Source organism: Planobispora rosea (assembly GCF_014648175.1).
Classification (GTDB): Bacteria; Actinomycetota; Actinomycetes; order Streptosporangiales; family Streptosporangiaceae; genus Planobispora; species Planobispora rosea.
Window position 1 is genome coordinate 1 of the sequence record NZ_BMQP01000049.1, and the last position, 26,392, is coordinate 26,392.

At 71.6% G+C, this 26,392-nt stretch carries 25 protein-coding genes; 13 read left to right on the top strand and 12 right to left on the bottom strand.

What is annotated here, in order from left to right; genetic code table 11:
• A partial coding sequence (ctaD, locus tag IEZ08_RS33275; RefSeq protein WP_189243743.1) for an aa3-type cytochrome oxidase subunit I occupies positions 1-1,440 on the bottom strand: 1,440 nt, incomplete at its 3' end.
• On the bottom strand, positions 1,437-2,183 hold the full coding sequence (gene ctaC, locus IEZ08_RS33280) for an aa3-type cytochrome oxidase subunit II (RefSeq protein WP_229803792.1): 747 nt from the start codon (positions 2,181-2,183) through the stop codon (positions 1,437-1,439). The genes ctaC and ctaD, both read right to left, overlap by 4 nt.
• Before the next feature lie 208 nt (positions 2,184-2,391).
• Here ctaC and IEZ08_RS33285 point away from each other — a divergent pair, with 208 nt between their 5' ends.
• The 3 genes from IEZ08_RS33285 to IEZ08_RS33295 all read left to right on the top strand — a co-directional run bounded on the left by IEZ08_RS33285 (position 2,392) and on the right by IEZ08_RS33295 (position 4,311).
• Positions 2,392-3,528, top strand: coding sequence for a cysteine desulfurase family protein (locus tag IEZ08_RS33285; RefSeq protein ID WP_068922552.1), 1,137 nt, complete (start codon positions 2,392-2,394; stop codon positions 3,526-3,528).
• 27 nt (positions 3,529-3,555) lie between these two features.
• Positions 3,556-3,825 carry a sulfurtransferase TusA family protein gene (locus IEZ08_RS33290; RefSeq protein ID WP_068922551.1) on the top strand — a complete coding sequence of 90 codons (270 nt, stop codon included), beginning with the start codon at positions 3,556-3,558 and terminating at the stop codon, positions 3,823-3,825.
• Between the two features lie 90 nt (positions 3,826-3,915).
• Positions 3,916-4,311, top strand: a complete 396-nt coding sequence (locus IEZ08_RS33295; RefSeq protein WP_373294396.1) for a CBS domain-containing protein — start codon at positions 3,916-3,918, stop codon at positions 4,309-4,311.
• Positions 4,312-4,395: 84 nt separating this feature from the next.
• Here IEZ08_RS33295 and IEZ08_RS33300 read toward each other — a convergent pair whose 3' ends face one another.
• Positions 4,396-5,382: a carbohydrate kinase family protein gene (locus tag IEZ08_RS33300; protein ID WP_068922549.1), complete on the bottom strand. Its 987-nt coding sequence runs from the start codon at positions 5,380-5,382 to the stop codon at positions 4,396-4,398.
• Between the two features lie 146 nt (positions 5,383-5,528).
• Positions 5,529-5,882: an iron-sulfur cluster insertion protein ErpA gene (gene erpA / locus IEZ08_RS33305; protein WP_068922548.1), complete on the bottom strand. Its 354-nt coding sequence runs from the start codon at positions 5,880-5,882 to the stop codon at positions 5,529-5,531.
• A 181-nt stretch (positions 5,883-6,063) separates the two neighbouring features.
• Here erpA and nadA point away from each other — a divergent pair, with 181 nt between their 5' ends.
• Positions 6,064-7,218 (top strand): quinolinate synthase NadA, encoded by a 1,155-nt coding sequence (nadA, locus tag IEZ08_RS33310; protein WP_068928597.1) that lies wholly within the window; start codon positions 6,064-6,066, stop codon positions 7,216-7,218.
• Positions 7,219-7,364: 146 nt separating this feature from the next.
• Here the strand turns inward: nadA and IEZ08_RS33315 are convergent, their stop codons facing one another.
• The 3 genes from IEZ08_RS33315 to IEZ08_RS33325 form a co-directional block, all read right to left on the bottom strand.
• The gene (locus IEZ08_RS33315; protein ID WP_189243745.1) at positions 7,365-9,878 is read right to left on the bottom strand and encodes a serine/threonine protein kinase; all 2,514 of its coding nucleotides are present in this window, start codon (positions 9,876-9,878) and stop codon (positions 7,365-7,367) included.
• A 186-nt stretch (positions 9,879-10,064) separates the two neighbouring features.
• Positions 10,065-10,343 carry a PspA-associated protein PspAA gene (pspAA, locus tag IEZ08_RS33320; protein WP_068922546.1) on the bottom strand — a complete coding sequence of 93 codons (279 nt, stop codon included), beginning with the start codon at positions 10,341-10,343 and terminating at the stop codon, positions 10,065-10,067.
• Positions 10,340-11,218: a PspA/IM30 family protein gene (locus IEZ08_RS33325; RefSeq protein ID WP_189243746.1), complete on the bottom strand. Its 879-nt coding sequence runs from the start codon at positions 11,216-11,218 to the stop codon at positions 10,340-10,342. Before IEZ08_RS33325 ends, pspAA begins: the two co-directional genes overlap by 4 nt.
• Before the next feature lie 148 nt (positions 11,219-11,366).
• On the opposite strand from IEZ08_RS33325, the gene IEZ08_RS33330 reads away from it, so the two are divergent.
• The gene (locus tag IEZ08_RS33330; protein WP_068922544.1) at positions 11,367-11,975 is read left to right on the top strand and encodes a DUF3043 domain-containing protein; all 609 of its coding nucleotides are present in this window, start codon (positions 11,367-11,369) and stop codon (positions 11,973-11,975) included.
• 122 nt (positions 11,976-12,097) lie between these two features.
• On the opposite strand, the gene IEZ08_RS33335 is transcribed toward IEZ08_RS33330, so the two are convergent.
• Positions 12,098-13,477, bottom strand: a complete 1,380-nt coding sequence (locus IEZ08_RS33335) for an SMI1/KNR4 family protein (protein ID WP_189243747.1) — start codon at positions 13,475-13,477, stop codon at positions 12,098-12,100.
• A 55-nt stretch (positions 13,478-13,532) separates the two neighbouring features.
• Between IEZ08_RS33335 and IEZ08_RS33340 the strand changes: the two genes are divergently transcribed.
• Positions 13,533-14,531 (top strand): aldo/keto reductase family protein, encoded by a 999-nt coding sequence (locus IEZ08_RS33340; RefSeq protein WP_189243748.1) that lies wholly within the window; start codon positions 13,533-13,535, stop codon positions 14,529-14,531.
• Positions 14,532-14,640: 109 nt separating this feature from the next.
• On the opposite strand, the gene IEZ08_RS33345 is transcribed toward IEZ08_RS33340, so the two are convergent.
• The gene (locus IEZ08_RS33345) at positions 14,641-14,847 is read right to left on the bottom strand and encodes a hypothetical protein (protein WP_068922541.1); all 207 of its coding nucleotides are present in this window, start codon (positions 14,845-14,847) and stop codon (positions 14,641-14,643) included.
• Between the two features lie 142 nt (positions 14,848-14,989).
• Here IEZ08_RS33345 and IEZ08_RS33350 point away from each other — a divergent pair, with 142 nt between their 5' ends.
• Entirely contained in the window at positions 14,990-15,973 is a 984-nt protein-coding gene (locus tag IEZ08_RS33350; RefSeq protein WP_229803795.1) for a bifunctional adenosylcobinamide kinase/adenosylcobinamide-phosphate guanylyltransferase, read from the top strand.
• Positions 15,974-16,020: 47 nt separating this feature from the next.
• Positions 16,021-17,061, top strand: coding sequence for an adenosylcobinamide-GDP ribazoletransferase (locus IEZ08_RS33355; RefSeq protein WP_084779881.1), 1,041 nt, complete (start codon positions 16,021-16,023; stop codon positions 17,059-17,061).
• A 15-nt stretch (positions 17,062-17,076) separates the two neighbouring features.
• Here the strand turns inward: IEZ08_RS33355 and IEZ08_RS33360 are convergent, their stop codons facing one another.
• The 3 genes from IEZ08_RS33360 to IEZ08_RS33370 form a co-directional block, all read right to left on the bottom strand.
• The gene (locus IEZ08_RS33360) at positions 17,077-18,000 is read right to left on the bottom strand and encodes a CPBP family intramembrane glutamic endopeptidase (protein WP_068922539.1); all 924 of its coding nucleotides are present in this window, start codon (positions 17,998-18,000) and stop codon (positions 17,077-17,079) included.
• Positions 18,001-18,204: 204 nt separating this feature from the next.
• Entirely contained in the window at positions 18,205-19,230 is a 1,026-nt protein-coding gene (locus IEZ08_RS33365; RefSeq protein WP_189243750.1) for a DUF1648 domain-containing protein, read from the bottom strand.
• Between the two features lie 94 nt (positions 19,231-19,324).
• Positions 19,325-19,672, bottom strand: a complete 348-nt coding sequence (locus IEZ08_RS33370; protein WP_176728437.1) for a GntR family transcriptional regulator — start codon at positions 19,670-19,672, stop codon at positions 19,325-19,327.
• 127 nt (positions 19,673-19,799) lie between these two features.
• Between IEZ08_RS33370 and IEZ08_RS33375 the strand changes: the two genes are divergently transcribed.
• From IEZ08_RS33375 to IEZ08_RS33395, 5 genes are all read left to right on the top strand, one after another.
• On the top strand, positions 19,800-21,287 hold the full coding sequence (locus tag IEZ08_RS33375; RefSeq protein ID WP_189243751.1) for a leucyl aminopeptidase: 1,488 nt from the start codon (positions 19,800-19,802) through the stop codon (positions 21,285-21,287).
• Between the two features lie 257 nt (positions 21,288-21,544).
• Positions 21,545-22,924, top strand: coding sequence for a dihydrolipoyl dehydrogenase (gene lpdA / locus IEZ08_RS33380; RefSeq protein ID WP_068922537.1), 1,380 nt, complete (start codon positions 21,545-21,547; stop codon positions 22,922-22,924).
• 36 nt (positions 22,925-22,960) lie between these two features.
• Positions 22,961-24,475 (top strand): 2-oxoglutarate dehydrogenase, E2 component, dihydrolipoamide succinyltransferase, encoded by a 1,515-nt coding sequence (gene sucB, locus IEZ08_RS33385; RefSeq protein ID WP_189243752.1) that lies wholly within the window; start codon positions 22,961-22,963, stop codon positions 24,473-24,475.
• Between the two features lie 139 nt (positions 24,476-24,614).
• Positions 24,615-25,508 carry a TIGR01777 family oxidoreductase gene (locus IEZ08_RS33390; protein WP_068922535.1) on the top strand — a complete coding sequence of 298 codons (894 nt, stop codon included), beginning with the start codon at positions 24,615-24,617 and terminating at the stop codon, positions 25,506-25,508.
• Between the two features lie 87 nt (positions 25,509-25,595).
• Complete coding sequence (locus tag IEZ08_RS33395; RefSeq protein WP_068922534.1) at positions 25,596-26,333, top strand: Type 1 glutamine amidotransferase-like domain-containing protein; 738 nt, start codon at positions 25,596-25,598, stop codon at positions 26,331-26,333.
• Positions 26,334-26,392: the final 59 nt, after the last annotated feature.

A 26,392-nucleotide genomic window follows, 5' to 3' on the forward strand; every position in this document is an offset into this window, starting at 1 on the left:
GGCGCCCAGGACGAACGCGCCGATCGAGGAGACCATGTTCAGGTCGGTGAAGCCGTCGATCGGGCTGTAGTCGGCGTAGCGGCGCGGGAAGCCCTGCGCGCCCAGCCAGTGCTGGACCAGGAAGGTGGTGTGGAAGCCGATGAACAACGTCCAGAAGTGGAACTTGCCGAGCGTGTCGTTGAGCATCTTGCCGGTGAACTTCGGCCACCAGAAGTAGAAGCCGGCGAACATCGCGAAGACCACGGTGCCGAAGACCACGTAGTGGAAGTGGGCCACCACGAAGTAGGAGTCCGACACCTGGAAGTCCAGCGGGGGCGAGGCCAGGATGACGCCGGTCAGGCCGCCGAACAGGAAGGTGACCAGGAAGCCGATCGAGAACAGCATCGGCGACTCGAAGGTCAGGTGGCCGCGCCACATGGTGCCGATCCAGTTGAAGAACTTCACCCCGGTCGGGACCGCGATCAGGAAGGTCATGAACGAGAAGAACGGCAGCAGCACCTGGCCGGTCGGGAACATGTGGTGCGCCCACACCGTGATCGACAGACCGGCGATGGCGATGGTCGCGCCGACCAGGCCGATGTAGCCGAACAGCGGCTTGCGGCTGAAGACCGGCAGGATCTCCGTCACGATGCCGAAGAACGGCAGGGCGATGATGTAGACCTCGGGGTGGCCGAAGAACCAGAACAGGTGCTGCCAGAGCAGCGCGCCGCCGGTGGCCGAGTCGAAGATGTGCGTGCCGAGCTTGCGGTCGGCCTCCAGGGCCAGCAGCGCGGCGGCCAGCACCGGGAAGGCCATCAGCACCAGGATCGAGGTGAGCAGCACGTTCCAGGTGAACATCGGCATGCGGAACATGGTCATGCCGGGCGCGCGCATGCAGACGATCGTGGTGATGAAGTTGACCGAGCCGAGGATGGTGCCCAGACCGCTGATGGTCAGGCCCATGATCCACAGGTCGCCGCCGATGCCGGGCGAGCTGATCGCGTTCGACAGCGGGGTGTAGGCGAACCAGCCGAAGCTGGCCGCGCCGCCCGGGGTGAAGAAACCCGACATGGCGATGGTGCTGCCGAAGGTGAACAGCCAGTAGCTGACCATGTTCAGGCGCGGGAAGGCCACGTCCGGCGCGCCGATCTGCAGCGGCATCAGCTCGTTGGCGAAGCCGGCGAACAGCGGCGTGGCGAACATCAGCAGCATCACCGTGCCGTGCATGGTGAACAGCTGGTTGAACTGCTCGTTGCTGGTGAGCTGGAGGCCCGGCTGGGCCAGCTCCGCCCGCATGACCAGCGCCATGACGCCGCCGATCAGGAAGAACACGAACGAGGTGATCAGGTAGAGGTGCCCGATGATCTTGTGATCGGTGGACGACGCCCACTTCGCGATGATGGAGCCCTTACGGGTCGGCGTCGGGCCGCCGACGATCACGGGGCTGCTGAGTGTGGTCACTGGGCACCCGCCTGCTTAGCGATGTACTGGTCGAACTCGTCCTGCGTGACGAGCTTGACGTTGAAGAGCATCCGGCTGTGGTCCACGCCGCAGAGCTCGGCGCAGCGGCCGGCGTAGGTGCCGGGCTTGTCCAGCGTCGTCACCTGGAAGCGGTTGTCCACGCCCGGGATCACGTCGAGCTTGAACTTGAACGCCGGGACCCAGAAGGAGTGGATGACGTCCGGCGAGGAGAGGTTGAACTGGATCCGCTTGCCCGCCGGGAGCACCAGCTGCGGGCCCTGCTCATAGTTGTCGACGGGGACCCCGACGACCTCGGCCGTCTTGCCGCCGGCCTCGGTCGTGAAGCGCCAGCTCCACTGGAACGCCTCGACCTTGACCGTCACGTCGGGCTTGGCAGACATGTCGGTGAGGTAGTTCTGGTCACGCGCGGTGAAGTAGAACAGGACGCTCACCATGATCAGCGGCACGATCGTGTAGAGCATCTCGATCGGCAGGTTGTAACGCACCTGGGGCGGGAGCGCCGCAGAGTTCTTCCGCTTGCGATGGAACGCCACGGACCACAGGATCAGGCCCCACACGACCACACCGGTGGCGAGGGCCGCGATCCAGGATCCGTTCCACAGATCCTGGACGACCTCGGACTGCTCGGTGATGCCCTCGGGCATGCCGCCGCGCTTCCAGTCTTCAGCACTGCACGCCGTCACGGACACCAGCAGCAGCGCCAGAGCGGCAGCGCGTGGCACCCGGCGGCGGGCCAACGGACGCCGTGCAGAACGGCGGGTCGGACTCACGGATCGCCTACCCCACAGATGAAGCCCAGGAGTCGCTCCTGGGCGGTCGTATGTTCATTTTGCAGTTCACAGCTTTACGCTGGGGGACACATTAGCGCGGCCGGTCGCCGCCCCCCCGCGCAGCCCCCGATTGTGTCGTGCGGGGTGCGACGATTGGGGCGTGGCGTACTTCGACGCGGCCTCCACCGAGCCGCTGCATCCCCAGGCACGCGAGGCCCTGATCTCGGCGCTCGACGCCGGCTGGGCCGATCCAGCGAGGCTGTACGGCTCCGCGCGCCGGGCAAAGATGTTACTGGAACAGGCGCGGTCCGAGATCGCCGAGGTGCTCGGCTGCCGCTCGGACGAGCTGTCCTTCACCGCCTCGGGCACCCAGGCGGTGCACCTGGGCGTGCTCGGCGCCCTGCGCGGGCGGCGCCGGGCCGGCCGCCGCCTGGTCGTCTCGGCCGCGGAGCACTCCAGCGTGCTGCACGCCGGGCAGGTGCACGAGGCCGAGGGCGGCTCGATGGAGACGGTGGGCGTCGGCCGTACCGGCGTGGTGGACCTGGAGGCGTTCGGCGCGGCGGTCCGCGCGGAGGGCACGGCCCTGGCCTGTCTGCAGAGCGCCAACCACGAGGTCGGGACCGTCCAGCCGGTCGCCGAGGCGGCGGGGCTGTGCGCCGGGGCGGGTGTCCCGCTGCTGGTGGACGCCGCGCAGACCGCGGGCCGCGGGCCCGTGCCGCCGGGCTGGTCGCTGCTGGCGGCGAGCGCGCACAAGTGGGGCGGCCCGGCCGGGGTCGGCGTGCTCGCCGTCCGCAAGGGCACCCGCTGGCGCAGCCCGCTGCCCGAGGACGAGCGGGAGCGGCGCAGGGTCCCGGGGTTCGAGAACGTGCCGGCCGTCGTCGCGGCGGCCGCCGCGCTGCGCGCCGTGGCCGCCGAGGCGGAGCGGGAGGGAGCCCGCCTGGCGGCTCTGGTCGACCGGGTCCGCGCGGAGGTGCCCCGGCTCGTCCCGGACGTCGAGGTGATCGGCGAGCCCGTCGCGAGGGTCCCGCACATCGTCACCTTCTCCTGCCTCTACGTGGAGGGAGAGGCGCTGCTCACCGAACTCGATCGAGCCGGATTCTCCGTATCGTCCGGAAGTTCCTGCACGGCGAGTACGCTTCGTCCATCGCACGTTTTGGAGGCCATGGGCGTGCTTACGCATGGCAACGTCCGGGTATCGCTGCCCCGTGGCGCCTCCGAGGCGGATGTCGACCGCTTCCTCGCCGTCCTGCCGGACGCCGTCCGCAGGATCCGGGAAGAGGCGGGAGTGAAGCTGTGATCGGAGAGTTCGGGGAGTGAGAACGGGATGACGTCCAGGCAGACCTCCGAGGAGGACGTCGGTCAGGCTCCGGCGCTGACCATCGACGCCCTGGGCAAGAAGTGCCCGATCCCCATCATCATGCTCGCCGAGCGGATCAACCACGTCCCGCTGAACGGGGTCGTCGCCGTCCTCGCCGACGACCCGGCCGCGTTCACCGACATCCCCGCCTGGTGCCGGCTGAAGTCGCACCGCCATGTGGCCAGCCACGAGCTCCCGCAGGGCGGCTGGGCGATTCATGTGCGTCGCAACTACTGACATGCCCGAAAAGTGGGTATGAGCCCCTCCGGACATCCACCACACGTTTCGGGGGGAAACGGCGTGAATGCAGAAACCGCCAAGGATGTGATGAGCTCCGGCTGCCAGTGCATCGAGTCGGACCAGTCACTCGAACGGGCCGCGCAGCTCATGGAGGAGCTCGGCGTCGGGGCGCTGCCGATCTGCGGGCCCGACGACCGGCTGAAGGGCATCATCACCGACCGCGACATCGTCGTGAAGTGCGTGGCCCAGGGGAAGGACCCCTCCGAGGTCACCGCCGGCGAGCTGGCCACCGGGCTGGTCTGGGTCGACGCCAACGCCAGCGTCGAGGAGGCCCTCTCCAAGATGGAGCAGAACCAGATCAAGCGGCTGCCGGTGATCGAGAACGGCCGCATCGTCGGCATGATCAGCGAGGCCGACCTGGCCAAGAACCTTCCCGACGATCAGCTGGCCGACTTCGTCCACCGCGTCTACGCGGGCGTCTGATCTCGGTTCGCGCCGCCGTACGGCCCGCCCGGCGCGCGGGCCGGGCCGTACGGCACAGCATCACAGGAGAACGTACGGCGGGCGTCAGGCGTAGTGGCAGCGCACGTTCTGGGCCACCTCGGCGGCGGCCTCGGCGCCGTAGGCTGCGCTGAAGCGCTCCAGGAAGACCCGCTGGCGGAGCTCGTACTCCTGGCCGCCGACGCGCTCCAGCACGTGGGTGGCGGTGAGGTTGCCGATCTGGCCGCAGCGCTCCAGGGACAGGCCCCAGGCCAGACCGGCCAGGAAGCCGGAGCGGAAGGCGTCGCCGACGCCGGTGGGGTCGGCCTTGCCCAGTTCGGGAGCCGACGGGATGTGCAGGGACGGCTCGCCCTTGCGGTCGATCACGACGCCCTTGGGGCCGAGCGTGGTGACGCGGACGCCGACCCGGCCGAGGACCTCCTCGTCGGACCATCCGGTCTTCTGCTCGATCAGGCCCTTCTCGTAGTCGTTGCCGAACAGGTAGGCGGCGCCGTCGACCAGCTGGCGGATGTCCTCGCCGGGCATGCGGGCCAGCTGCTGGGACGGGTCGGCCGCGAACGGGATGCCCCGCTGGCGGGCCTCGTCGGTGTGGCGGAGCATCGCGTCGGGGTCGTTGGGGCTCACCAGCACCAGGTCGAGTCCGCCCACCCGGTCGGCGATCGGCTGCAGCTCGATCAGCCGGGCCTCGGCCATCGCGCCGGTGTAGAACGACGCGATCTGGTTGTGCTCCTCGTCGGTGGTGCACAGGAAGCGGGCCGTGTGGAACGTCTCGGAGACGTGCACCGACGCGCAGTCGACGCCGTGGCGCTCCAGCCAGGAGCGGTAGTCGGCGAAGTCGGCGCCGACGGCGCCGACGAGGATCGGCGACAGGCCCAGGCAGCCCATCCCGAAGGAGATGTTGGCCGCGCAACCGCCCCGACGGACCTGCAGGTCGTCCACGAGGAACGACAGGGAGACCCGGTGCAGCTGGTCGGCGACGAGCTGGTCGCCGAAGCGCCCCGGGAACGTCATCAGGTGGTCGGTGGCGATGGAGCCGGTAATGGCGATGCGCACGGGATCCTTCTCCTCGTTGTCAGCATCTTCGGGAAATGAGCCCCGCAAGAATACGCGAAGTCGCAGCACAACGAAGCCCTGCCGGGTGAGGAACATCTCACCCGGCAGGGCTCGGTGGCCTGCCCGCCGGCCGGACGGATCTCTCGTTAGTTGAACGAGTCGCCGCAGGCGCAGGAGCCCGTGGCGTTCGGGTTGTCGATCGTGAAGCCCTGCTTCTCGATCGTGTCGACGAAGTCGATCGTCGCGCCCATGAGGTACGGCGCGCTCATCCGGTCGGTGACGACGCTCACACCGTTGAAGTCGGTGACGATGTCGCCGTCCATCGAACGGTCGTCGAAGAAGAGCTGGTAGCGCAGGCCGGAGCAGCCGCCGGGCTGCACGGCCACGCGCAGCTGGAGGCCTTCCTCGCCCTGCTGCTCCAGCAGGCTCTTGACCTTGGCCGCGGCCGCGTCGCTCAGGATCAGGCCCTGGGCCGTGGTCTCGCTGCTCTCAACCGACATGTGGTGACTCCCGCGTCTGCGTCAGCCGGCCCGACCGGGACGGCTGTCTGTTTCTGACGTCCTTCTTAGACGCTACCAACACCTGTCCGCTGCCACACATTCCATGTCCCCTCCCCCGGAATAAATGCCGCAAGCCATGTGTCATCATTAGTCGTCAGTTCGACGATAAGGGGGTGTGGTCGTGACGACCACCGAGACCGGGCTTCCACTCTTCGTCCTCGGCCGGGGTGCCGACGCGCACAGCGAGCGCGGGGTGGACTGTCCCGGAGAGCTGCCGCCCGCCTCCGACCCCGCGCTCGTCGAGCGCGCGCGGCGGGCCAAGGCGGCGCTCGGCGACCGGGTCTTCGTGCTCGGCCACCACTACCAGCGTGACGAGGTCATCCAGTTCGCCGACGTGACCGGCGACTCGTTCAAGCTCGCCCGGGAGGCCGCGGCGCGGCCCGAGGCCGAGTACATCGTCTTCTGCGGCGTGCACTTCATGGCCGAGTCCGCCGACATCCTGACCGGCGACGCGCAGCGGGTCGTGCTGCCCGACATGGCGGCCGGGTGCTCGATGGCCGACATGGCCACCTTCGACCAGGTCGAGGAGTGCTGGGAGGCGCTCCAGGACGCCGGGATCGCCGACGTCACCGTCCCGGTGACCTACATGAACTCCAGCGCCGACATCAAGGCCTTCTGCGGGCGCAACGGCGGCGCCGTGTGCACCTCCTCCAACGCCCGGCGGGCCCTGGACTGGGCGTTCTCCCGCGGGGAGAAGGTCCTGTTCCTGCCCGACCAGCACCTGGGCCGCAACACCGCGGTCCTGGAGATGGGCCTGTCGCTGGACGACTGCGTCGTCTACAACCCGCACCGCCCGAACGGCGGGCTGACCGTCCAGCAGCTGCGCGACGCGAAGATGATCCTGTGGCGCGGGCACTGCTCGGTGCACGGCCGCTTCTCCGCGCAGAACGTCGACGACGTGCGCGAGCGCATCCCGGGCGTCAACGTGCTGGTCCACCCCGAGTGCAAGCACGAGGTCGTCGTCAAGGCCGACTACGTCGGCTCGACCGAGTACATCATCAACAAGCTCCAGGACGCCCCCGCGGGCTCGTCCTGGGCCGTCGGCACCGAGCTGAACCTCGTCAAGCGGCTCGGGGCGATGTTCCCCGACAAGCACGTGACGTTCCTGGACAAGACCGTCTGCTACTGCTCGACGATGAACCGCATCGACCTGCCGCACCTGGTGTGGGCGCTGGAGTCCCTCGCCGCCGGCCAGGTCGTCAACCAGATCACCGTGGACGCCGACACCACGCACTGGGCCAAGGTCGCCCTCGACCGGATGCTCGCCCTGCCCTGATCCTCTGACTCCCCATCCCCCGGATCCCCTGTCCTCGGCCGCCGTCCCCGGCCACCCCGCGGCAGACGTGATCCCCCGGTCAACGGGAACGGGCCCCCGGCGACGCCGGGGGCCCGTCGTGCCCGTCCGGACGGGACCCCTGCGGGTCAGGGCTCCCTGGTGTAGCGCACGAACTGCGTCTCGTACTCCTTGGCGTCGGTGGTCTCGGCGAGCACCCGCTTCACCTTCCCCTCGAGGTCGATCACCACGGCCTCGTACCCGGACCCCTTGGTCCGCCAGGCCGCGATGTGCTGGTCGTCGTACCAGCCGATGACCCGCTTGGTCGCGAACGGGATCCGCGCCGTCGGCTCGCCGTCGGCGGCGGTGGACCAGACGCAGATCTCCGCCTCGGTGCCCTTGCAGTACGTCATGAGCAGCTTGCCGGACGGGTTGATGTCGTCGCCCTCGACGGTGAGCGGGGTGCCGACGTCCAGCAGGGTCTGCAGCACGACGCCGCTCTGCGGGTCGTAGAAGCGGATGCGCTGGATCTTGCCGTCGATCGCCCAGGTGCCGACCGCGCGGCCGTCGCCCCGCCAGAAGTAGCTCCAGGTCCCCGCGTCCTTCTCCTTCACCCGGACGATCTTGGCCTTCTTCGTGGCCACGTCGATGACGGCGAAGCCGTACGGCTTGTTCTCGTTGTTGTCGAGCGCCTCGTACAGCGTCACCAGTCCCTTGCGGCCGTCCGGCGACCACTGCGGGTAGATCGGGTAGACCGGCGCCTTGGTGATCTTCACGTCGGACTCCGTGCCGCTCTTGTGATCGACGATCGACACGACGGCGTAGCTGTCCGTGGTGTAGGACCGGTCGGTGCCGAGGGCCTGGGTGCCCGCGGCGTTCAGCGTGTACTCGAAGTAGGCGTCGTTCTTGACGAATTCGCGGGTGCCGGTCTTTCGGACGTAGAGGCGGTGCTCGCTCCCTCCCAGGGTGTAGGAGGTCAGCTTGATCGGGTCCTCGTCGCTCTCGTGGATCGTGATCGAGCTGCCCGGGAGCTTGATCTGCCGCTGGGCCTCGGGAACCGTCGGCTCCGGCGTCGGCGCGGGCGAGGTCTTGCCGCCGTCCCCCGCCTGGGGGGTGGGGGTCGGCTCGGGCGTGCCGCCGCCGCGCACCGCCAGCGCGATGCCGATCGCGACGAGCGCGACCACGAGCCCGGAGCCGAGCGCGACCCAGATCCGCCGCACCCCGCCTCGCTCGCTCCCGCCGGGCGGGGACCCCGGTGTCCGGGCCTCCGGCGGGTACCTGACGGTGGCCGGGGACGAGGAGGCGGCGTACGACTGCTGCGGGAACCCGCCCGGCCCCGTCTGATGCGGCGGATACCCCTGGGGACCGGTCTGGTTCGGGTATCCGCCCGGCCCCGGCTGCTGGGGGAATCCGCCGGGTCCCGTCTGATGCGGCGGGTAACCGCCGGAACCGCCCTGGGGTCCGTACCCGCCCTGCTGCGGGAACCCGCCCGGCCCCGTCTGATGCGGCGGATACCCCTGGGGACCGCTCTGCTGCGGGAACCCGCCCGGCCCCGTCTGATGCGGCGGATACCCCTGGGGACCGCTCTGCTGCGGGAACCCGCCCGGCCCCGTCTGGTGCGGCGGGTAACCGCCGGGTCCCGTCTGGTGCGGCGGGTAACCGCCGGGCACCGGCTGCTGGGGGAACCCGCCCGGTCCCGTCTGGTGCGGCGGATACCCCGGGGAGCCCGGCGGGTACGGGTGGCCCTCGGGCCCCGTCTGCTGGGCCGCGGCGGCCGAGCCCTCCATGAGGATGCCCCGGGGCGAGATGGGGGGCGCCGCGTCCTTCGACCCCGGGACGGTGTGGCCGAGCAGGCGCATCAGCGCCTCACTCGCCGTGGGCCGCTGCTTCGGGTCCTTGGCCAGGCAGTGGCCCACCAGCTCGCGCAGGGCCTGGTCGGTGATCCCCGACAGGTCCGGCTCCATGTTCATGATCCGGTTGAAGATCGCAGGCAGGCTGTCGGTGCCGAACGGCGGCTGCCCGGTGGCCGCGAACACCATCGTGCAGCCCCAGGCGAACATGTCGGCGGCCGAGTCCGCGGCCTCCCCGGCGAGCTGCTCGGGGGTCATGTAGGAGGGGGTGCCGATCGCCGTCGCGGTCAGCGTCGAGGTCCGGTCGAGGGCCTTGGCGATACCGAAGTCGATGACCCGGGGGCCGTCGGGGGCGAGCAGCACGTTGGACGGCTTGAAGTCGCGGTGCACGATGTCCGCCTGGTGGATCGCGACGAGCGCGGTGACCGTGCCGATCGCCAGCCGGTGCAGCGCGGAGCCCGTGCGCGGACCCTCCTTGTGCACGACCGAGTCGAGCGTCGGGCCGTCGATGTACTCGCTGACGATGAACGGGCGCTGCTCGTCCACGCCGGTCTCCAGCACCGCGGCCGTGCAGAACGCCGAGACGCGCCGGGTCGTGCTGACCTCGCGGATGAAACGTTCCAAAGCCTCTGCGTCCTGCGCGAGATCGGCGCGGAGCAATTTGACCGCGACACGCGTCCCGGACGAGGACTCGCCGAGATAGACCGTTCCCTGGCCACCTTCACCGAGCCGCGCGGTGAGCCGGTACTCCCGCACCCTCTCGGGATCCCCGGGCCTCAGGGGCGCAAGATCCGGCATAACGAAACCCTCCATTTTGGGATTTTTGTGTCCCATTGAATCTAGCGAGGGTACTGCCGAGTTAGCCCAACAGGGGAATCACTTCTTGATAGCGTTCCGGTGCGCCCCGGTGCGGTGCGGGGAGCCCGGCGGACAGGCCCGGCGCGGACGACCGGGCCTGCGCCGTACGGCTCGCGCCCGAAGAGAGAACCCGCCCTCGCCCTACCCGGGGATGAGCCCTTCGTCGCCGAGCATCTCCCGGACCTCCTCCATGGAGGCGTCGGCCGGGGGCAGGATCAGCTCGGAGGGCTCCAGGCTCTCGTCGGGAAGCGCCCTGCCGACGTGGCGGACCTGGTCCAGCAGAGCGTGCAGCCGGGTGCGGAACGTCTCCTCGTCCCCGGCCTCGATCGCCGCCTCCAGCTCACCGTCCAGGCTGTTGAGCACGGCCAGGTCACCGGGTGCGATCTCGACCTGGCCCTCGCCCATGATTCGAACGATCACTGTCCCTCCCCGGGCTGGCGGTACTGCTGGGTCGGCGGCTGCTGGTACGGCTCGGCCTGCGGCTCCTGCTGGTAGGGCTGCTGGGCCGGCTGCTGGTAGGGCTGCTGCTGGTACGACTGCGGCTGGGCCTGCTGCTGCGACGGGCCGGACTCGATCGCGCTCTTCGGCGCCGGTCCCTGGCCCAGCTCGGCCTTCATCCGGGCGATCTCCAGCTCGATGTCGGTGCCGCCGCCCATCCGGTCCAGCTCCGCCTGGATGTCGTCGCCGCGCGACCCGCTGAAGTCGTCGAGCGCACCGCTGGCCAGCAGTTCGTCGATGGCCCCGGCCCGCGCCTGCATCTGCGCGGTCTTGTCCTCGGCACGCTGGATCGCCAGGCCGACGTCGCCCATCTCCTCGGAGATGCCGGAGAACGCCTCGTTGATGCGCGTCTGCGCCTCGGCCGCGGTGTAGGTGGCCTTGATGGTCTCCTTCCGGGTGCGGAAGGAGTCGACCTTGGCCTGCAGGCGGTGCGAGGCGGTGGTGAGCTTCTCCTCCTCGGCCTGCAGGTTGTCGTGCTGCACCCGCAGGTCGGCGATCTGCGTCTGCAGGCTGCTGCGGCGGGTCAGCGCCTCCCGCGCCAGGTCCTCGCGGCCCACCCCGAGCGCCTTGCGCCCCTGGTCCTCCAACTTGCGCGCCTGAGCCTCGATCTGATTGATCTGCAGCTCGACCCGCTTGCGCGAGGTCGCGACGTCGGCCACACCCCGGCGCACCTTCTGCAGCAGTTCCAGCTGCCGCTGATAGGAGTAGTCAAGGGTCTCGCGCGGATCCTCCAGCTTGTCCAAGGCGTTGTTAGCCTTGGACTTGAAGATCATGGAAAGTCTCTTCATCACGCTCATGCGCGTTGGCCGTCCCCTTCTTCAAATGCGCTTCGGGTCACCCCTGTGATTCCGACCCCCCGTAAGAAAAGCGGCGGAGCCACATAGGTTCACCCTACGCATAACGCACGGGGGCGTCACTAAGTTGCAGTCCCGGTAGGCTGGCATTGTGTTCCGACGTACCCAGACCACCGGGGACGACTCCCCAGCGCCCGTCACCGAGTCCAAGCCCGAGGGCAAGGGACGCCCCACCCCCAAGCGCCGGGACGCCGAGGGCCGCCGCCGTCAGCCGGTGAACGCTCCGCGTGACCGCAAGGAGGCCTACCGGCAGCTGCGCGAGCGCCAGGCCGCCGACCGGGCCAGGGCCCGCGAGGGCATGGCGCGCGGCGACGAGCGTTACTTCCCGGCCCGCGACCGGGGCCCGGCCAGGAAGTTCGCCCGCGACTGGGTCGACTCCCGCCGCCTGGTCAGCCAGTACTTCCTGCCGTTCTCGCTGGTGATCCTGCTGCTGACCTGGATCCCCTTCCCGGCGCCGGCCCGCAACTACGTCTACGCGGCGGTGATCACCGTCGCCTGGCCGATCATGATGCTCGGCGTCGTGCTCACCTCGATCTGGGTGGCCCGGAAGGTCAAGAAGCTCGCCGCCGAGAAGTTCCCCGGCGAGAACCTCAAGGGCGTCGGCTTCTACGCGGCGATGCGCGCGCTGCAGATCCGCAAGCTGCGCTTCCCGCCGCCCCAGTTCCTGCCCGGCGGCAAGCCCGTCCCGCCGAAGAAGTAGGCCCTTCCCCGGCATCACGAGCTCCGTCACTCCGCGAGGAGGGGCGGAGCTCTCCCGTTCCCGCCCCGCACGGGCCGCGGCGGACGCGCTCACCCTCCCGGCTCGGACGGAGTGAGGATCGGTCACCCTCCCGGCTCGGACGGGTCGAGGATGACGTCCCACTCAAGCTCGCCGTCGATCACCACGGGCTTCCAGTAGCCCACGGTCCCACCGGTCTCCAGAGCGTCGGCCGTCATCTTCAGCAGGGCATGGTAGGAGCGGATCCGGACGCCTCCGGGCGCGAAGTCCGTGGTCCCCGCGTGGTCGGTCTTCCCCACGTTGCGCCGGACCGAGTCGACCACCAGCTTGTCGCCGGTCCCGAAGTCCCCGACCGGGATCATCCGCCCGTCCCACCAGTCACCGCGCGGATCACCGTAACCGTCGGCCCCGATCTCGCAGAGCCCCCGCCAGGTGTCACGGATCCCGCGCACACTCATGCTCTCGTTCCCGAGGAAACCGAATCCCCAGGTCCTGTCGGCGGAGACGGACCCGTTGTGCCGCAGGAGCGAGGCCCGCAGGTCGTCGGGGAAGCGCAGGCCCATCTGCGCCTCGGCGATCGCGATCGTCCGCGCCCGGGCGGGCGGGGCGAGCGTGCGGTGGCTCCTGGGCGCGTTGGTCTTGAGCCACCGCTCGATCCGCCGCCACTGCCGGTTCACCGCCCGGGTCACCCTCGGGTCGATCTTCCGTATCACCGGACGCCCGGTCCCCGGGCGGCAGTCGTCGTCCGGAACCGTACCGTCGGGACCCTCACCGGCGGGCTCCGCCGGAGGGCGCGCGACGGGATCCCCGGTGGAGGGCGGAGCGGTGCCCGGCATGGCGTCGGCCGTGAGCGCACCTCCGTCCCCGGTGACCGGCTCGGGCGTCTCCGCCGTGCAGAAGGTGCGCAGCATGCCGCTCGCCTCCCGCGTGGGCGGGGTGCACTCGCGGTCGTCGAAGAGGTCCTGGAGGTCCTCCGGGTAGATGTGCTCCTCCGTGTACTCGGGCCCGGCCGCCTCCTTGGAGAAGACCGCCGTCTCCAGGGCCTGGGCGGCGAAGACCAGAACGCACAGCGCGATCGCGGCGCCGCCCCAGCGGACCACCCGGCGGCGGGCGGCCTCCCCCAGCGACGGGCGCAACGGGCGCGGCGCGTGCGGCGGGCGCGGCTTCGGCTCATACGGCCGGGTGGCGTGGCGCGCCAGGTCGGCGTCGGTGGGGGTGCCGAGGATCGGGACGGGCGGCCACGGCTGCGAGGGAGGCGATCCCGGAGCCGGCGGTGCCGTGTCCTCCCCCGGGGACGCCTCCGCCGGGGCTCCGGCGCTCTGCGGGACCCGGCGGTCCCGCGCGGTTCCGGGAGTCGTCCGGGCACGCGGACCCCCGGCGGCACGCCGGAGACCGCGCACGCGCAGGACCGCCGCCACGACCGTCACTGTCACGGCGGCCGCGAGCGCGAGCCGTACCCATCGAGAAGAGAGCAACCGCAGCACGCCGGGCAGGGTATCCCGAATCAGATCATCGGAGAGCGCCCACTAGGGTCGAAACATGGAATTCCGTCACCTTGGCCGCAGCGGTCTCATGGTCAGCGAGATCAGCTACGGCAACTGGATCACGCACGGCTCCCAGGTCGAGGAGGACGCCGCCCGGGAGTGTGTGAAGGCGGCGCTCGACGAGGGGATCACCACCTTCGACACCGCCGACGTCTACGCGGGGACCAGGGCGGAGGAGGTGCTCGGCCGCGCGCTCAAGGGCGTCCGCCGCGAGTCCCTGGAGATCTTCACCAAGGTCTACTGGCCCACGGGCCCCGGCCCCAACGACCGCGGGCTGTCCCGCAAGCACATCACCGAGTCCGTCCACGGCTCGCTGCGCCGCCTGCAGACCGACTACGTCGACCTCTACCAGGCCCACCGGTTCGACGTCGAGACCCCGCTCGAGGAGACCCTCAAGACCTTCGACGACCTCGTACGGCAGGGCAAGGTCCTCTACGTCGGCGTCAGCGAGTGGAACGCCGAGCAGATCGCCGCCGCCCTGAAGATCGCCGACGAGATGGGCTTCGACCGCCTGGTCTCCAACCAGCCGCAGTACTCGATGTTGTGGCGGGTCATCGAGTCCGAGGTCGTGCCGCTGTGCGAGAAGGAGGGCCTCGGCCAGATCGTCTGGTCCCCGATCGCGCAGGGTGTGCTCACCGGCAAGTACCTGCCGGGCCGGCCGCCGCCCGCCGGTTCCCGGGCCACCGACCCGACCGGGGGCAATTTCATCTCCCGCATGCTCACCGACGAGGTCCTCACCCGCGTCCAGGAGCTGAAGCCGATCGCCGCCGACCTCGGCCTGACCATGGCCCAGCTCGCGGTGGCGTGGGTGCTGCAGAACCCGAACGTGTCCTCTGCGATCGTCGGCGCCACCAGGCCGGAGCAGGTCCGCGACAACGTCAGGGCCGCCGGGGTGAAGCTGGACGCCGAGGTGATGAAGCGGATCGACGCCGTCCTGGGCCCGATCGTCGAGCGGGACCCGGCCAAGACCGTCAGCCCCGCCAAGCGCCCGTGACCCCACGGAACGGCCGGTGACGGCATCCCCCGGGGCCTCCGCCCCTCCCCGCCGGGAGGGGCGGAGGCCCGCCCGCCTCCCGGGGTCTCCCCGGGCGCCCGGGTCCGTCCTACTCGGGACGCAGCGACATCCCCTCGTACTCGGGGCGGCCGTCCTCCAGCAGGGAGACCTGTTCCACCCCGGCCTCCAGCAGATCGCGCCAGTTCTCACCGAGCCATGACTCCGCGTCGGCCTGGTTCGGGAACGTGTCGTCCGGCAGGCCGCCACCGGTCAGCTCGCCACCGCCCGCGTTCTCGTAACGCCAGCGCCACGCCATGCCACACGCCCCTTCTCGCGGGTTCCCGCCGACGATCTCGGCGGCTCAGCGAACCCTACTATTCCGCATGTCCGCGGGATCATGCCGCGTGCGCCACACCCGCGATCACCCGGGTCTCCCGGCGCCGTGTCACCCTTGCGGGGTGAAAATCCTGTTCGAGGGTACGGCCGGCCCGTACGGCCGGCCCGCCCCCGGCTGCGGCTGCGCCTCCTGCTCCCGCCCGGCCCTCGTCCGCCGCCGGCCCGCCCGGATCGTCGTGGACGGGCACCCGCTCCCCCCCGAGGGCTGCGCCGTCGTCACCCCCGGCGGTGAGCGCCTTCTGTACGCGCCTCCCGGTTCCACCCATCGGGACGGGCCGGAGGACGGCGACGTCTTCGACGCGGTGCTGATCGACCTGCTGGACCGGCCGGAGCGCCTGGGCGGGCTGCGCCGTCGCGGTCTGGTCGGGGAGGACACCCATGTCGTGGCGGTGGGGATCGACCACCGGGTGCCGTCCGACACCGAGCTGGAGCGGCGGCTCGCGCTGTGGGGGGCGCGGGCCGTACCCGACGGGACCGTGCTCGACACCCGCGAACCCGCGCCCGCCCGGCCCCCGCAGCCGCGCCGGACGCTCCTGCTGGGCGGGTCGCGCTCGGGCAAGTCGGCCGAGGCCGAACTCCGGCTGCTGGCCGAGCCCGAGGTCGTCTACGTGGCGACCGGGCCCTCCGGCGGCGACCCGGAGTGGCTGGCCCGGATCCGCGGCCACCGGGAACGCCGCCCCGCCCACTGGGACACGGTCGAGACCACGGATCTCGCCGGGCTGCTGGGGACCGCCCGGGCCCCGCTGCTGATCGACGGGCTCGGCACCTGGATCACCGCCGTCTTCGACGAGTGCGGGGCGTGGGAGGGCGGCGCGGCGGCCCGCGAGCGGGTGGACGCCCGGTGCGACGAGCTGGTGGCCGCGTGGCGGCGGACGCGGTCGCGGGTGGTGGCCGTCTCCGACGAGGCCGGCCTGGGCGTCGTCCCCGCCACCTCCAGCGGCCGGGCGTTCCGTGACGCGCTGGGCCGCCTGAACCAGCGCCTGGCGGCCGAGTCCGAGGACGTCTCCCTCGTCGTCGCCGGCCGCCTCCTCCCCCTCCCGATCTGATCCCTCCGGATCTGATCCTTCCCGGCACGGCGCTACGATCACGGCCTATGCCCGAGACACCGCCTCCGGAGAACCCGGAGAACCCGGGGAACGCCGAAGCCCCGGACGGCCCGTCGCGGCCGTCCACGCTCGCCGACGGGTTCCGGCTGGCGATCGGCACGCTGAGCGTCCTCCCGGTGCGGCCGGGGACGGTGGACCGCCGGGCGGGAGGCCGGGCGATGGCGCTCGCCCCGCTGGTGGGGGCGGTGCTCGGCGGGATCGCCGCGGCCGTGCTGACGGCCGCCCTGTGGCTGGAGATCTCACCGTTGCTCTCCTCGGCGCTGGCCGTGGGCACGCTGGCGCTGCTCACCCGGGCGCTGCACCTGGACGGGCTGGCCGACCTGGCCGACGGGCTGGGCAGCGGCCGGCCCGCGGAGCGGGCGCTGGACATCATGAAGCGCTCCGACATCGGTCCCTTCGGCGTCGTGACGCTGGTCCTCACGCTGCTCGTCCAGACGGCGGCGCTCACGGAGGCGGTGTCGGCGGGCTTCGGGCCGCCCGCGCTGGTGGCGGCCTGCGTCGCGGGGCGGCTGGCGCTCACCTGGGCCTGCCGCGAGCACGTGCCCGGCGCCCGGCCCGGCGGGCTCGGCGCGACGGTCGCCGGGACGGTACGGCGCGGCCCCGCCCTGGCCGCCACCGCGCTCTCCCTCACGGGCGTGGCCGCCGTGACGTTCCTGTTCTGCTTCTGGATCCTCGGTCCGTCCTCTTCCGGCCACCACTACTTGAGCCACTCCCCGGAGGACGCCGTCCTCTACGACGGCTCTTACGCCCCTCTGCGAGGGGCGGAGATGAGCGAGGCCTACGCAGGGGCGCTGGAGATCTCCTCTTTCCCCGAAGGCGTGCTCCGTCTGCCTCAGGACCTGCTTTCCCCCCTCCCCGCCCTTCTCCCGGTGGTGGCGTGCCCGCTGGCGGTGGTGGCGGGCCTGCTGGCTGCGTCGGCGCTGCGGCGCAGGGCGGTGCGGCGGCTGGGTGGGATCACCGGGGACGTGCTCGGCGCGCTCGTCGAGACCGCCACGGCCGCCGCCCTGGTGGTGTGCGTGATGGTGTGACCCGCCGCCTCCCTCTCAGACGGCCGTCGGGGCGGACCGCCGTACCGGCCAGCGGGTGAACAGCACGGCGGAGAGCACCGCCAGCAGCGCCGAGCCGGTCAGGCCGGTGATCCCTGCGACCGCGAGGTCCGGCGGGGCGGCGGCGTCGCCCAGCAGCAGGGTGAGGCCCGCCGAGGCGTTCAACGCGCCGTGGCCGACGACCGCGGGCCAGACGCTTCCGGTACGGAGCCGGAACCAGCCGAGCAGGGCCCCGTAGGCCACACAGAAGATCACGAAGAAGGGGGCCGCCCAGGCGCCCAGCTCCGGGTAGTTGTAGCCGCGCAGGGTCAGCGGGGCGTGCCAGGCGCCCCAGATCACCCCGGACAGCAGCAACGCCCGCGCGGTGCCCAGCGGCATCAGACGCGGCAGCAGCCAGCCCCGCCAGCCCCACTCCTCACCGAACGCCGCCACGGAGTTGATCAGCGGGGCGATCGTCACGGCCGACACGACCTGCACCACGGCCAGGACCGCCGGGTCGACCGGGGCCTGCGGTCCCGGCGCGGCCTGCGCGAGGGCCTCGCGGTACAGACTGAGCCCGTCGAGGTCCAGGGTGAGCAGCCCGAGCGCGGCGCTGAGCGCGATCGCCGCGACGGCCAGCAGGGGCGTGCCGAGCCAGGAGAGCACGAAGAGGACGATCGTGCGCCTCCTGTCCTCCCCCAGGGTCAGCCCGGTCGCCCTGGCCCACTCGCGCCAGGTCGTGCCGGGGACTCCCCGCCGTCTGCCGGACAGCCAGACGGCCAGGACGCCGAGCGCCGGGGTGAACATCATCGCGATGCTGATCGCGGCGGCGGCCGGGGAGCCGAGGGATGCCTTCCCCAGCCAGACGGGGAGCGCGAACAGCCAGGACAGGCCGTACGCGACGAGGAGGAACGACCAGAGGTCCGCGGAACGACGTGGCACGACGTCACCTTTCGGGGAGCGGGGAGAACGGGCCCCCTGCCGGGGCGGCCCGGTGAACACGGGCGGAGATCGCGGGTGGAGCGCTGATGGGACGCGGTCCTCAGGACCCGGGCGGGGGCAGCGCAGGGCGGGAACCCGCCCGCGTGAGGAGGGTGTCCGGGAGAGGGACGGGGATCTTCGGGGGACAGGGCTCGCGACGGCGGATCACGAGCCCGCGGCCTCGGCGATGTAGGCGTTCAGCAGGGCGGCGCCGCGCTCGGCGTCGTCGGCGGAGACGGCGAACTCCCCGCCCCGGGCGCGGCGGATGACCAGGTGGTCACCGCCGCGCAGCATGAGAGTGGTCCGTCCGGTGCCGGGAACGCTGCGCACGCCCCAGCCGCCGACCTCGCCCGGTGTGCGCCGCTCCGCCCAGGCCGACTCGATCGCCCCGGCAGGGGTACGGCGGGCGGGCCACCCCCAGGGACCGAGCCCGACGCGCAGTCCCTGGGGGTCGACCGTGACCCGGACCGTGGCCGTGGCGACGCCGAGCAGCGAGATGGGGACGGCTACGGAGAGGATCGACCAGGCGGCGGGGACGTCGACCACGTCCCCCGCGGCGAGCCCGATGACGATCAGCGCCGCCACCGGGGCCGTGACGGCCAGCCAGGTCAGCCAGGGGTTGGAGACGCGGCTCACCCAGACCGTGCGCCGCCCCGGCCTGAGCCGGACCGCCGGTGGCGGCTCCGCCGGGTGTCCGGTGGCGGGGTCGGGTCCTCCCCTGCCGAGATAGCCGGCGAGCGTTCCCACGGCGAAGGCCACGAGGAGCACCGCGAAGATCGTCCATGGTGGCAGCTCCGCCTCCCGCCAGGTCGCGGCGTCGAGGTTGGCGTAGAGGGTGGAGCCCTGGACGCCGAGGGCGAACACGGCCCAGCCGAAGAGGAACGCCCACCAGTTGATCCGGATTATCCGGGTTCGCAGGGCCGCACCGTGCAGCGCGGCGGCGAGCAGGATGATCCAGGCCACTCCCCACAGCGCCAGGGTGACGACGAGGTCGGCGGCGAAGGACATGTTGTCGTCGGGGACGGATCCGCCGCTCCAGTGGGTGGCCAGCGGGTCGGGGAGGCGGTCGCGGAGAGCGAGCGGCACGGCGACCATGGCCGCGGTGACGGATGTGCCCCAGACGGCCGCGACGGTGACCGCGAGGCCGCGGGCGGGGGCCGCGTTCCGGCCGGGGGAGGGAGCGGACGTCATGGGGACTCCTCGGGATGGGCGTTCTCCGTGCGGGGCCTTTCCCCGCGGAGGCGTTTGCGTGCGGGGCCTTTCCCCGCGGGGCGCTGCGGCCGTGTCAGGACAGCTCCCTGATGATGTGGATCACTTCTTCCGGGCCGTAGCCGTACCGGTCGGCCTCGGCGAGCAGCTCGCGCGCCGCCTCCACCAGCACGGCGTGGGCGTCGGGGCGGTTGAGCACGCTGACGCCGCGCCCGCGGCGGAACTCCAGCAATCCCTCGTCCCGCAGCTCACGCAGCGCGCGCAGCACCGTGTTGGCGTTGATGCCGAGCGCGCCCGCCAGATCCCGGGCGGGCGGGAGGCGGTCGCCGGGCGCGTAGGAGCCGTCGGCGATGGCGCGACGGATCGCCCCGGCGACCTGTTCGTGCAGTGGCCTGGGATCGTTCAAGTCCAGAGTGAGCAACATGGTGCTATCGACAGTAGCACCATGACAGAAATGACGCTAGTTCGAATAGCACCATTCTGCGATTACCGATAGGTAGGATGAACCCCCGTTTACGCGGACGCCCCAAGCAGGACTAGCATCTGCGTATGTGACCACTGTGCGGTTGAACCCACCTAACAACGTCGTCTCGTTCGACACCGACGCGCTGGTCGTCGGAGTCCACTCCGGACCGGACGGCCTGCGTGCCGCTCCCGGCGCGGAAGGGCTCGACCAGGCACTCGGCGGCAAACTGGCCGAGACTTTGAACGCCATGGGAGTCAAGGGCAAGCCGGGCGAGACCGCCAAGGTGCCGACCTTCGGCGCCCTGGCCGCCCCGCTCCTGGTCGTCGTCGGTCTCGGCGACGCTCCCGAGGGCGACTACGACATCGAGGCCCTCCGCCGCGCCGCGGGCGTCGCGACCCGGTCCCTGGCCGGGACCGCCCGCGCCGCGCTCGCCCTGCCGTCCGCCTCCGCGGAGCAGGCCGGAGCCCTCGCGCTGGGCGGTCTGCTCGGCGCCTACTCCTTCACCGCCTACCGGACCGGCGAGCAGCCCGCCCCGGTGGCCGAGCTGACCGTGCTGAGCGACGCCGAAGGCGCCGAGGCCGCCGTCGAGCGCGCCTCCACGGTCGCCGCGTCCGTCTCCCTGGTCCGAGACCTGGTCAACACCCCGCCGTCGGGCCTGTGGCCGGCCCGCTTCGCCAAGATCGCCGAGCAGACCGCCGCCGAGGTGGGGCTGTCGGTCGAGGTCCTCGACGAGACGGCCCTCAAGGAGGGCGGTTACGGCGGCATCGTCGCCGTCGGCCAGGGTTCGGCCAACCCGCCGCGCCTGGTCCGCCTGGCCTACAGCCACCCGGAGGCCGCCAAGACGGTCGCGTTCGTCGGCAAGGGCATCACCTTCGACTCCGGCGGCCTGTCCATCAAGCCGACCTCCGGAATGGACTGGATGAAGTCGGACATGGGCGGCGCCGGCGCCGTCTTCGGCGCGCTCGTCGCGATCGCCAGGCTGGGGCTGAAGGTCAACGCGGTCGGTTACCTCTGCCTGGCCGAGAACATGCCCAGCGGCACCGCCCAGCGCCCGTCCGACGTGTTCACCAGCTTCGCCGGCAAGACCGTCGAGGTGCTCGACACCGACGCCGAGGGCCGCCTGGTCCTGATCGACGGCATCGCCCGCGCCGGCCAGGACAACCCCGACCTGATCGTCGACGTCGCCACGCTCACCGGCGCGCAGATCGTCGCGCTCGGCTGGCGTACGGCGGGCGTCATGGCCAACGACGACGCGCTCCGCGAGGAGGTCGTCGCGATAGCGGGCGAGCAGGGCGAGGCCGCCTGGGGCATGCCGCTGCCGGAGGAGCTCCGCAAGGGTCTCGACTCCCCCGTCGCCGACATCGCCAACCTGCATCCCGAGCGCTTCGGCGGAATGCTCACCGCGGGCCTGTTCCTGAAGGAGTTCGTGCCGGACGGCGTCAAGTGGGCGCACATCGACACGGCCGGGCCCGCCTTCAACAAGGGCGAGCCGCACGGCTACACGCCGAAGGGCGGGACCGGGGCGATGACCCGGACCCTCATCGGCATCGCCGAGCGGTACACAGCGGGCTGAGAAGTCGGCATCAGCCCGCCCGGTAGCACAGCGGGCTGAGAAGTCGGCATCAGCCCGCCCGGTAGCACAGCGGGCCGACGGACCCGCTCCGGCCCTCTTCCGGTCCCGCGCGGCAGGCGGGGGGCCGGGTGCGGGACCCGCGTTCCGCCCTTCGCGGGCGGGGCACAAGCGACGTAGACAAGTGAAAAGATGCGGATGCCGGGGCCGGGCCGACAGCGGGCCCTCGGCGGCGTACCGATCCGACAAGGAGCATTCCTGTGGCTGATGGCAGCGGCCCCTACGACATCGTCATCCTGGGCGGCGGGAGCGGTGGCTACGCCTGCGCCCTGCGGGCGGCGGAGCTGGGCAAGACCGTCGCGCTGATCGAGAAGGACAAGATCGGCGGCACGTGCCTGCACCGGGGATGCATCCCCACCAAGGCTCTCCTGCACTCCGCGGAGGTCGCCGACGAGACGCGCGAGAGCGCGGCGTTCGGCGTCAAGGCCCGCTTCGAGGGCATCGACGTCCCCGCGGTGCACACGTTCAAGGACAAGATCGTCACCCGCGCCTGGAAGGGCGTGCAGGGCCTGCTCAAGAGCAGGGGCGTCACGATCGTCGAGGGTGAGGGCCGGCTCGTCGGCCCGACCCGGATCGCCGTGGGCAACGACGTCTACGAAGGCCGCAACGTCGTGCTGGCGACGGGCTCGGCGCCCAGGTCGCTGCCCGGCCTGGAGATCGACGGCGAGCGGATCATCACCAGCGAGCACGCGCTCAAGCTCGACCGCGTGCCCTCCTCCGTGGTCGTCCTCGGCGGCGGCGTCATCGGCGTGGAGTTCGCCAGCGTCTGGCGGTCCTTCGGCGCCGAGGTGACGATCGTCGAGGCCCTGCCGCACCTGCTGCCGCTGGAGGAGGAGTCCAGCTCCAAGCTGCTGGAGCGGGCCTTCCGCCGCCGCGGCATCAAGCAGGAGCTGGGCGTCTTCTTCGAGGGCGTGAAGACCACCGACACCGGCGTGGTCGTCAGCCTGGCCAACGGCAAGACCCTGGAGGCGGAGCTGCTGCTGGTGGCCGTCGGCCGCGGGGCCGTCTCCTCCGGCATGGGCTTCGAGGAGGCCGGCATCGCCATCGAGCGCGGCACCGTGGTCGTCAACGAGCACTGCCAGACCAGCGTTCCGGGCGTCTACGCGGTCGGCGACCTGATCCCGACCCTGCAGCTGGCCCACGCCGGCTTCGCCGAGGGCATCATGGTGGCCGAGCACATCGCCGGTCTCAACCCGCCCGCGATCGACTACGACGGCATCCCGCGGATCACGTACTCCGACCCGGAGGTCGCCTCGGTCGGCATCACCTCGGCCCAGGCCCAGGAGCGCGGCTACGAGATCGTGGAGGCGACCTACGACCTGGCGGGCAACCCCAGGAGCCAGATCATCGGCACGCAGGGCGCGGTCAAGGTCATCGCCCAGAAGGACGGTCCGGTACTCGGCGTGCACATGGTGGGCCGCCGCATCGGCGAGCTCGTCACCGAGGGCCAGCTGATCTACAACTGGGAGGCCCTGCCCTCCGAGGTCGCCCAGCTCATCCACGCCCACCCGACCCAGTCCGAGGCCCTGGGCGAGGCGATGCTCGTCCTGGCCGGCAAGCCGCTGCACGTCCACAACTAGCCGAAGCCCTCACTCGAAAGCGCGAGAGAAGACACCATGCCGAAGTCCGTACAGATGCCCCAGCTCGGCGAGAGCGTCACCGAGGGCACCGTCACCCGCTGGCTGAAGAAGGAGGGCGAGCGCGTCGAGGCCGACGAGCCGCTCCTCGAAGTCTCCACCGACAAGGTCGACACCGAGATCCCGTCCCCGGCCGCGGGCATCCTGACGAAGATCATCGTTGCCGAGGACGAGACCGTCGAGGTCGGCACCGAGCTCGCCCTCATCGACGAGAACGGTGTCGAGGGCGCGTCCGCCCCGGCCCAGGAGGCTCCCGCCCCCGCGCAGGCCCAGGCCCCGGCCCCGGCCCCCGAGCCGGAGCCGGAGCCCGCCCCGGCGGCGCCGATCTCGTCGATCCCGCAGCCCGCCCCGCAGGCCCAGCAGGCCCAGCCCGCTCCCCCGGCTCCGGCCCCGGCCCCGCAGGCCCAGACTCCGCCGCCGGCTCCGGCTCCGGCTCCGCAGGCTGCCCCGGCCCCGGCTCCGCAGGCCGCGCCGGCGCAGCCCGCCGCCCCGGCCCCGGCCCCGGCCTCCGGTGAGAGCCCGTACGTCACGCCGCTGGTCCGCAAGCTCGCCGCCGAGCACAACGTGGACCTCGAGAGCCTGAACGGCACCGGCGTGGGTGGCCGCATCCGCAAGCAGGACGTCCTGGAGGCCGCCCGCGCCCAGCGCGAGCGGGCCGCCGCCCCGGCTCCGGCCGCCGCCCCGCAGGCCGCCCAGGCCCAGGCCCCCGCTCCGGCCGCCGCCCCGCAGGCCGCCCAGGCCCCCGAGCCGGTCGAGGTGGACACGACCCTGCGCGGCCGTACCGAGAAGATGTCCCGTCTGCGTCAGACCATCGCCAAGCGCATGGTCGAGTCGCTGCAGGTCTCGGCCCAGCTCACCAGCGTGGTCGAGGTCGACGTCACCCGCATCGCGCGCCTGCGCGACCGGGCCAAGACCGAGTTCCAGCGGCGTGAGGGCGTCAAGCTCTCGTTCATGCCGTTCTTCGCGCTGGCCGCGGTCGAGGCGCTCAAGCAGCACCCGAAGCTGAACGCCACGATCAACAGCGAGACCAACGAGGTGACCTACTTCGACGCCGAGCACCTCGGCTTCGCGACGGACACCGAGCGCGGCCTGCTCGTCCCGGTCATCAAGAACGCCGGTGACCTCAACATCGCCGGTCTCGCCCGTAAGATCGCCGACCTGGCCGAGCGCACCCGCGCCAACAAGGTGAGCCCGGACGAGATCACCGGCGGCACGTTCACGCTGACCAACACCGGCAGCCGCGGCGCGCTGTTCGACACGCCGATCCTCAACCAGCCGCAGGTCGGCATGCTGGGCACCGGTGCGGTCGTCAAGCGCCCGGTCGTCGTGGACACCCCCGAGGGCGAGGTCATCGCCGTCCGCTCGATGGTGTACCTCGCGCTCAGCTACGACCACCGCCTGGTCGACGGCGCCGACGCCGCCCGCTTCCTGACGACGATCAAGCGTCGCCTGGAGGAGGGCAACTTCGAGAACCAGCTGGGTCTCAACGCCTAGTCACCCGTTCTCCCGGCCGGGCCGGTCCGCCTCCCGCGGACCGGCCCGGTCCCTTTCTCCGCCCCGTTCCCCTTCCTCCGGCAACCGGAGTGATCCCGCCTCCCGAAGATCTCAGCGGAGGTCGATTACATTGGACGGTATGACGATCATCGTGACCGGGTCCTCCGGCCTGCTCGGCACGGCCCTCGTCAAGGCGCTGCGGGCGGACGGCGCCCGGGTGGTCCGGCTGGTACGGCGGGCGCCGCAGAGCTCCGAGGAGTCGTTCTGGAACCCGGCGAAGGGGCTCGTCGACCCCGCCGCACTGGAGGGCGCGGAGGCCGTGGTGCACCTCGCCGGGGCGGGCATCGGCGACCGGCGCTGGGACGGCCCCCGCAAGCGCGAGCTGCTGAGCAGCCGGGTGGAGGGCACGCAGACCCTCGCCACCGCGCTGACGGAGTTGTCGTCCAGGCCCCCGGTGCTGCTGTCCGCGTCGGCGATCGGCTACTACGGGGACACCGGCGACCGGGCGGTGGACGAGTCCGGCCCGTCCGGCGAGGGATTCCTGGCCGGACTGGTGCGCGCCTGGGAGGCCGAGGCGGAGCCCGCCGCGCGGGCGGGCGTCCGGACGGTCCTGCTCCGCACCGGACTGGTGCTGAGCCGCGACGGCGGCATGCTGTCCCGGATGTTGCCGATCTTCAAGCTCGGCCTGGGGGCGCCGCTCGGCTCCGGCAGGCAGTACTGGTCGTGGATCTCCATGGACGACTGGGTGCACGCCGTACTGCACACCCTGAGGACCCGTGAGCTCGATGGCCCGGTGAACCTCACCGCGCCGGAGCCGGTCACCAACGCCGAGTTCACCGCGGCCCTGGGGCGGGCGCTGCGCCGGCCCACGATGCCCCTGCCCGTTCCCGGACCCGTGCTGCGCGCCGCACTCGGCGAGTTCGCACAGGAAGGGGTGCTGATCGGACAGCGGGTGACACCGCGTCGGCTCCTGGATACGGGTTACGTGTTCCGGCATATCCACCTCAACGAGGCACTGCCCGCCGTACTCTAGGGTCCCTGTTCCCACAGAGAGTCATCGGGAGATCACGCTCCCGGAACCCCGGCCCGGCGGCCGGGGTCTCCCCGCTGGAGGCAATTGATGAGCAGGTCAGGTCAGTCCCACATCCTCGCGATCGGCGGCGGCTCGTTCCGCCCGTCCGCCCGTTACGGATTCATCGAGGCGAGCCCGCTGCTGCGCTACGGCCTCGATCTGACCGGCCAGGACCGTCCCCGCCTCGGCCTGCTCGCCACCGCCACCGGGGACGACGCGGACTGGCTGCTGAAGATGTACGGGGCGTTCCGCGACTGGGACGTCGAGGTGAGCCATCTGACCGTGTTCCCGATGCCCAACGTCGCCGATCCGCGCGAGTGGATCCTGAGCCAGGACATGATCTACGTCAGCGGCGGCAGCGTGGCCAACCTCGCGGCGCTGTGGCGGCTGCACGGTCTGGACGAGGCCTTCGAGGAGGCCTGGCGGGCGGGCGTGGTCCTGTCCGGGCAGAGCGCGGGCGCCCTCTGCTGGCACGTGGGCGGCAACACCGACTCCTTCGGCCCGCGGCTGCGGCCCTGGTCGGAGGGGCTGGCTCTGCTGCCCTACTCGTGCGGCGTGCACTACAACTCCGACCCGCAGCGCCGCGAGCTGCTGCACGCGTCGGTGGCCTCGGGGGAACTGCCCGGCGGTTACGCCGCCGACGAGGGCGTCGGCCTGCACTACGTGGGCACCGAGTTCATCCAGGCCGTCACCGTGAGCCCGACCGGCTACGCCTACAAGGTCGAGCACGACGGGGCGGACGGCGTCAAGGAGTTCCGCATCGAGCCCCGGATGCTCACCGCGTGAGCGGCCCCGGGAACCGGCTCCCCCGGGCGTGATCCCGGCACGGTCAACTACCCTTGAGC